Origin of the sequence: Streptomyces sp. AcH 505 (genome assembly GCF_000818175.1) — a bacterium.
In the GTDB taxonomy this organism is placed as follows: domain Bacteria; phylum Actinomycetota; class Actinomycetes; order Streptomycetales; family Streptomycetaceae; genus Streptomyces.
Map to the genome: position 1 here is coordinate 6231717 of NZ_JTIY01000001.1, position 5646 is coordinate 6237362.

Annotated in this window: 8 protein-coding genes, 1 pseudogene and 1 riboswitch; of the genes and pseudogenes, 4 read left to right on the forward strand and 5 right to left on the reverse strand. The window is 71.1% G+C overall.

What is annotated here, in order from left to right:
* Positions 1-207, forward strand: a pseudogene (locus HY68_RS44135) (hypothetical protein); the annotation flags it as partial.
* Here HY68_RS44135 and HY68_RS27755 read toward each other — a convergent pair.
* The 4 genes from HY68_RS27755 to HY68_RS27770 form a co-directional block, all read right to left on the reverse strand.
* Positions 177-1157: an aldo/keto reductase gene (locus tag HY68_RS27755; protein ID WP_041993851.1), complete on the reverse strand. Its 981-nt coding sequence runs from the start codon at positions 1155-1157 to the stop codon at positions 177-179. The pseudogene HY68_RS44135 and the gene HY68_RS27755 overlap by 31 nt on opposite strands.
* A 64-nt stretch (positions 1158-1221) precedes the next feature.
* Entirely contained in the window at positions 1222-1989 is a 768-nt protein-coding gene (locus HY68_RS27760; RefSeq protein WP_041993854.1) for a CbtA family protein, read from the reverse strand.
* 20 nt (positions 1990-2009) lie between these two features.
* Positions 2010-2225, reverse strand: coding sequence for a CbtB-domain containing protein (locus HY68_RS27765; RefSeq protein WP_041993857.1), 216 nt, complete (start codon positions 2223-2225; stop codon positions 2010-2012).
* 44 nt (positions 2226-2269) lie between these two features.
* Positions 2270-2365: riboswitch (adenosylcobalamin (AdoCbl) riboswitch) on the reverse strand.
* A 112-nt stretch (positions 2366-2477) separates the two neighbouring features.
* Positions 2478-3035, reverse strand: a complete 558-nt coding sequence (locus HY68_RS27770) for a hypothetical protein (RefSeq protein WP_041993860.1) — start codon at positions 3033-3035, stop codon at positions 2478-2480.
* A gap of 251 nt (positions 3036-3286) precedes the next feature.
* On the opposite strand from HY68_RS27770, the gene HY68_RS27775 reads away from it, so the two are divergent.
* The gene (locus HY68_RS27775; RefSeq protein ID WP_041993863.1) at positions 3287-3820 is read left to right on the forward strand and encodes a type 1 glutamine amidotransferase domain-containing protein; all 534 of its coding nucleotides are present in this window, start codon (positions 3287-3289) and stop codon (positions 3818-3820) included.
* Positions 3821-3897: 77 nt separating this feature from the next.
* Here HY68_RS27775 and HY68_RS27780 read toward each other — a convergent pair whose 3' ends face one another.
* On the reverse strand, positions 3898-4278 hold the full coding sequence (locus HY68_RS27780) for a VOC family protein (RefSeq protein ID WP_041997356.1): 381 nt from the start codon (positions 4276-4278) through the stop codon (positions 3898-3900).
* Positions 4279-4491: 213 nt separating this feature from the next.
* Between HY68_RS27780 and HY68_RS27785 the strand changes: the two genes are divergently transcribed.
* Together HY68_RS27785 and HY68_RS27790 are read left to right on the forward strand one after the other, a co-directional pair.
* Positions 4492-4863, forward strand: a complete 372-nt coding sequence (locus tag HY68_RS27785) for a hypothetical protein (RefSeq protein ID WP_041993866.1) — start codon at positions 4492-4494, stop codon at positions 4861-4863.
* Between the two features lie 171 nt (positions 4864-5034).
* Positions 5035-5550: an ATP-binding protein gene (locus HY68_RS27790; protein WP_041993869.1), complete on the forward strand. Its 516-nt coding sequence runs from the start codon at positions 5035-5037 to the stop codon at positions 5548-5550.
* The last annotated feature ends 96 nt before the right edge of the window (positions 5551-5646 follow it).

The window sequence follows — 5646 nt, forward strand, 5'->3', positions numbered from 1 at the left end:
CCCCCGGCGGTCGCGGCGACGATGGGCGCCGCCGGCGCCGTGGGCGGGTCCTTCGCCGGGGCGTGGTGGCGCCGGACAGCGCACGACAGGGCGGGTACCGACTGGCCCGGCGCCGTGGCCGAGGACCTGCTCGCCCTCGCGCTGGCCTGGACGGTGTGCCGCCCCGCACGGAACGGTCAGAAGCCCTCGGGCGCGCGCGGCGCGTAGTGCTTGGCCAGGCGGCCGATCTCGTCGTCGTCCAGCCGCAGTTCGACCGCTGCCACCGCGTCGCTGAGATGCTGTTCCTTCGTGACGCCGACGATCGGCGCGGTGACCGCCTGCTGGTGCAGCAGCCAGGCCAGCGCGATCTGCGCGCGTGACACGCCACGCTCGGCGGCGAGTTCGGCCACCGCCCGCACCGTCGCCCGGTCGGAGTCCTCCGCCTGCCGGTAGAGGGTGGAGCCGAACTGGTCGCTGCGCGCACGCGAGGTGGTGTCGTCCTCCCAGTCGCGGGTCAGCCGGCCCCGGGCCAGCGGGCTCCACGGCAGCACCCCGACGCCCTGGTCGAGACAGAACGGCAGCATCTCCCGCTCCTCCTCGCGCATCAGCAGGTTGTACTGGTCCTGCATCGACACGAACGGCGTCCAGCCGTGCAGTTCGGCGGTGTGCTGGGCATTGGCGAACTGCCACGTCCACATCGAGGAGGCCCCGATGTAGCGCACCTTCCCGGCGCGCACGAGGTCGTGCAGCGCCTCCATCGTCTCCTCGATCGGCGTGTTCGGGTCGTAGCGGTGGATCTGGTACAGATCGATGTAGTCGGTGCCCAGCCGCCGCAGACTCGCCTCCGCCTGGCTGAAGATGGCCGCGCGCGACAGACCCGCGCCCTTGGGACCCGCGTGCATCCGGCCGTTCACCTTGGTGGCGATCACGACCTCCTCGCGCTTGGCGAATTCGCCCAGCAGCCGCCCGACGATCTCCTCGCTCGACCCGAGCGAGTAGACGTTGGCCGTGTCGAAGGTGGTGATGCCCGCCTCGACGGCCTGCCGGACCAGCGGCCGTGACTCCTCCACCGGCAGGGACCAGGGGTGGGACCCGGACTGCGGGTCGCCGAAACTCATACAGCCGAGGACGATCCTGGACACCTCAAGACCGGTCCGGCCCAGACGTACGTACTCCATTGCTTCTCCTCACGAAGAAACCCGCCGGGAAGGGCCCCGGCGGGTTTCTGACGGTGGTCGGGGTTCAGTTCACCGGGGCGCCGACCCGGTCGTCCGGACTGCTGCGGCGCACGGCCGGAACGGTCTCCGGAGCGAGGAGCCGCTGGGCGAGATGGCCGAAGATCAGCCCGAAGGCGCTCCACATGGTGATCTGGATGGCCAGCGAGGCCACCCTGAACTGCCAGAGCAGCGGCGCCGGGAAGTCCTTGGGCACTTCGTTGACGGTGGGCAGGAACGCGTACGCGAGGCCGACCACCACACCGAAGCCGACGACGGCGGCGACCGTCGCGTTCCAGTTGCCGAGCCGCGGTGCCAGCCGCTTGCCGAAGATGACGGCCGCCACGGCCAGCAGCACACTCAGCACGATCATCAGCACATACAGCGTACTGCGCTTGCCGATGGTCCCCGGGTCGCCCACCGACGGCGGATTGGCCGGGTACTTGAGGAACGGCACGACGTAGACGGTGAGCAGCGCACCGCCCGCGAGCAGCATCGCCGTGGCCCGGGGCCCGAAGGCGCCGATCCGGCCGAGCGCGACACAGAACGCGAGGACTGCGATACCGCCGACGGCGACGCCGAACACCAGGACGCCCGTGGCGAGTCCGGCGGTGGACTGGAGCGAGCGGCTGACGACTTCCATCTCGTGCTCGTGGCTGTGCGAGTCCTCGAACGCGATGGCCGAGTCGATCCTCGGCTCACCGAGCAGATAGGCGACCACGAGGGCGAGCACGCCTGCGGCGAGCCCCGCGAGCATGCCGCGCACCAACAGGGCCCTGACGGATATGGAGTTCATGAGCGGATTTCCTCGGTCTCTCAGTGGCAGGGGAAGCCGAGGAGATGGCGTCCGTCATGGACCCACTCGTGGATGTCGGTGCCGGAGAAGACAGAGGTGGCGCCCTGCTCGGCGCCGACGAAGTACAGCAGGAACAGCATCAGAACGCCGAAGAAGACCGCCCAGGGCGCTATCGCCTTGAGCGAGATGGGTGCGACGGCTGTGGAGCCGGTGGTGGGGGCGGCAGACTGTGCCATGGCCGAACCTCCTGGGGAACACGCGTCCCGATCGTGGTGCCTGAGACGAAGGTGCCGGGTCTGACTTCCCGCGGCGAACCGCGGGTCCACAGTGGCGCGACCGTGCCGGATTCTCACCGGACTTCCGTCACACCCTCGTCATGTCCTCGGCACCGTACCGCCCGTCGGCCCCGTGACGCCACAGTGCACCCCCCGTGCCCGCGTCCGTGCGCACGCCGTACGCACGGTCCGCGGCGGCCGGGACCGGGACGGTCAGCGCAGGCCGGACGTGCGGAAGACCGCCTCGGCCGCCGCGCCGTCCAGGCGTCCGGTGATCCGGCGGAGCGTATCGGCGCCGTACAGCGGCCGGCCGTCTCTCAGCGACGCGAGGGCGTCCGTCTCCAGCCGGTACCAGAGCTGCGGCGCCGCGACGAGCACGCGCGGATCGACCTCGACCCTGCCGCCCTCCGTGTCGCACAGGACGAGGCGCTGGGCCACCCCGTCGGACGTACGGACCGACAACAGCCGGTCCGTACGCACCCGATGCTCGCCGAGCAGCCCGCGCGAGGCCAGCCAGCCGGCTCCCGCCGACACCCGGGCCGGTACGAGCACGACGAACAGCAGCACGGCGAGCCCGGTCCAGAACGCGGCGTGCCGCAGGGTCAGATCACCCGAAGCGCCGTCGACCACCAGCAGCAGGGTCAGCAACACCCCTGCGCACCCCGCCGCCTGCCGGGCCTCACCGGCCCAGCGGTCGTCGTACACCGTGCCCGGCGCGCCCCGGCTGCCGGGGCCGGGCCGCGTGGCCGCTCCCGTCCGACGTCGTCCCATGGCGGTGACTCTAGGCGCGGGGCGGACCGGCGCTCCGCGCCTTGACGGACGGCTGACGCGACCGCGTGCGGCTTTGACGCCCGCCTGACGTCGCACGGCAGCCCCCGGCGTCACTCGACATGCCCGCCCGGCACATTCCGGTAAGAATCGTGCGGGGCCGGCCGGGTCGGTCCACGGGCCGCCTGCGTGTCGGGCGCCCGTCGTCGGGCAGACGAACACAGCTGTACATGACGAGAAAGGACGTGATCCGGATGAGAGTGGCATTTCTCGTTGCTCCCGAGGGCGTGGAGCAGGTCGAGCTGACCGAACCCTGGAAGGCGGTGGGGGAGGCGCGCGGCGAGCGCGAGCTGATCTCGACCGCACCGGGCCAGGTGCAGGCGTTCAACCACCTCGACAAGGCGGACACCTTCCCCGTCGACCGGACGGTGGCGCAGAGCTCCGTCGAGGACTACGACGGTCTCGTGCTGCCCGGCGGTGTCGCCAACCCCGACGCGCTGCGGACGGATCCCGCGGCGGTGGCCTTCGTGAAGGCGTTCTTCGACGCGGGCAAGCCGGTGGCGGCGATCTGCCACGCCCCGTGGACGCTCATCGAGGCCGATGTGGTGCGTAACAGGACGCTGACGTCCTGGCCGAGCCTGCGGACCGACATCCGCAACGCCGGCGGTACCTGGGTGGACGAGCAGGTCAAGGTCTGCACCGCAGCGCCCAGCCCGCTCATCACCAGCCGCAAGCCGGACGATCTGAAGGCGTTCTGCGAGGCGTTCATCCAGCAGTTCGGCGGTTGAGTCCTCCGCGAGGCAGCCTGTACCCCCGGACCGGCTCTGTCCGGCGCCCCGCCACGGCGGGACGCCGGACATCGTCGTTACGGCTGGACGGCCAGCGTGAAGGAGTGCCCCGCCGGGTCCGAGTAGACGCGCGTGTCGCGCGGGCCGCCGTTGTCCTTGGTGTCCAGCGGGCGCGCGCCGAGGCTGATCGCCTCACGCTCCGCCTCGTCGATGTCCTCGCGGGCCACCATGATGCGCAGATGGGCCTGTTGAGAGGTTTCGGGCCGGGGCCAGCTGGCAGGCGCGTAGCCGTGGTCCCTGCGGATCGCGAGATGGACGCCGGACTGTCCGACGATCTCCACGAAGTCCGGGTCGGTACCGATCTTGATCTCCGCTTCGAAGAAGGTGGCGTAGAACTCGGCGAGGTCGGCGGGTTCGGCACAGTCGAGGACGAGGACGCTGGTCTTGGCGACGGTCATGCCGACCGTGTACCCCCGGCCCTGACGGGCACACAGCTGCCGGGGCCCGTCGCGGCGCCCGGTGGTTGGCCCGCTGCCCAGCGGGTACCCGGGCCGCCGGCGCTTCATCCGGCCGACCGGTTCCGGTCGCACTCCGACGGCCCGGGGGAGAGCCTGGGAGCGATCCCTTCCCAGGCTTCCACGTACAGCTTCGGCGCAGAGAGGAACAACCCCATGAGCAACGCTGAACAGTCGGCGACCGAGGTCGCGGTGCAACTCGGCGGACAGGCCAAGGAGGACGCCCAGACGGTGTTCGCGGTCCTCGGCACGGCCTTCGCCTCCGACCGCGCAGCCGACGACGTACCCCAGGACGTGCCGGCCGACCGGCAGGCCGTCTGGACGGCCACCTTCGACGTGGCGGACGTACGCGGCGAGGCGGCGCCCGCCGAGCTGTCCTCGCCCGTCACCGCCACCCTCCAGGGCGGCCACAAGGCGGTGGACGCCCTGCACGCGGCGCTCACCTCCGCCTTCTCCGTACGGGTCGTGGGTACGGCGGCGGGCGACCAGGAGGAGGAAGTCACGCTGCGGCTGGAAAGCCACCGCTGACGGGGCCGACGGCGGGGCGACAGCCGCTTGTGTTGCGCATCCGGCGCAACGGGGTCAGTCTGTTGGTGACCCAGAAGTGGCTGTTGCTCACGCTTCGTGTTCGGGGGTCGTTGCTACGCCGTAGGCACAACGCCGTGAAGCATGTGGGCCTCTCTGTGAGGAGCCTCAAACATGACAGTTCCACTCGACCGGCACTACGAGGTGGAATTGCACGCCTCCGCGGAGCGCGTATCGCAGATCCGGCGCATCGTCGCCGCTCACCTTCGTTACTGGAAACTCGACCTGCACGTCGCACCCGTCTCCCAGGGCATCGACGAACTGCTGACCAATGTCCACCGTCATGTCGGCGACGACAACAGGTGCATTGTGGAACTGCGTTGGACCGGACGTCATCTCACGACGTCCGTCGAGGACAACGGGCCGAGGATGCCCCGGCTGCTGACGGCCGGCGGCGGGGGCCTCGCCCGCGTCGCCGCTGTCAGCGACAGCTGGGGCACCTGCGCCACCGCCGAGGGCAAAGTCATCTGGTTCACCCGCAGTGTGGAGGCTCCGCAGAGCGTCCCGCGGGTGCCCACGATCCCGCTCACCCTGGTCGGCGCGGCCCAGCGGCACCCCGGCCCCGACCGGGAGTTCCTTCCGGTGCTCGCGCCGTTCCCCGCGCGAGAACCGGCCGCGGCGCTCGTCTGACCGCGTCCCGGGGCCGACACCCGCCCCGGGAGCACGCGACCGGCCCGCACGAAGCGGGCCGGTCGTCGCGAAACCGTGCCGGCCGTACAGCGGCGG

What these genes read in the sequence shown, in the direction of transcription:
- HY68_RS27755 (WP_041993851.1), bottom strand. Translation starts at nt 1,157, where the DNA reads ATGGAGTACGTACGTCTGGGCCGGACCGGTCTTGAGGTGTCCAGGATC.
- HY68_RS27760 (WP_041993854.1), bottom strand. Translation starts at nt 1,989, where the DNA reads ATGAACTCCATATCCGTCAGGGCCCTGTTGGTGCGCGGCATGCTCGCG.
- HY68_RS27765 (WP_041993857.1), bottom strand. Translation starts at nt 2,225, where the DNA reads ATGGCACAGTCTGCCGCCCCCACCACCGGCTCCACAGCCGTCGCACCC.
- HY68_RS27770 (WP_041993860.1), bottom strand. Translation starts at nt 3,035, where the DNA reads ATGGGACGACGTCGGACGGGAGCGGCCACGCGGCCCGGCCCCGGCAGC.
- HY68_RS27775 (WP_041993863.1), top strand. Translation starts at nt 3,287, where the DNA reads ATGAGAGTGGCATTTCTCGTTGCTCCCGAGGGCGTGGAGCAGGTCGAG.
- HY68_RS27780 (WP_041997356.1), bottom strand. Translation starts at nt 4,278, where the DNA reads ATGACCGTCGCCAAGACCAGCGTCCTCGTCCTCGACTGTGCCGAACCC.
- HY68_RS27785 (WP_041993866.1), top strand. Translation starts at nt 4,492, where the DNA reads ATGAGCAACGCTGAACAGTCGGCGACCGAGGTCGCGGTGCAACTCGGC.
- HY68_RS27790 (WP_041993869.1), top strand. Translation starts at nt 5,035, where the DNA reads ATGACAGTTCCACTCGACCGGCACTACGAGGTGGAATTGCACGCCTCC.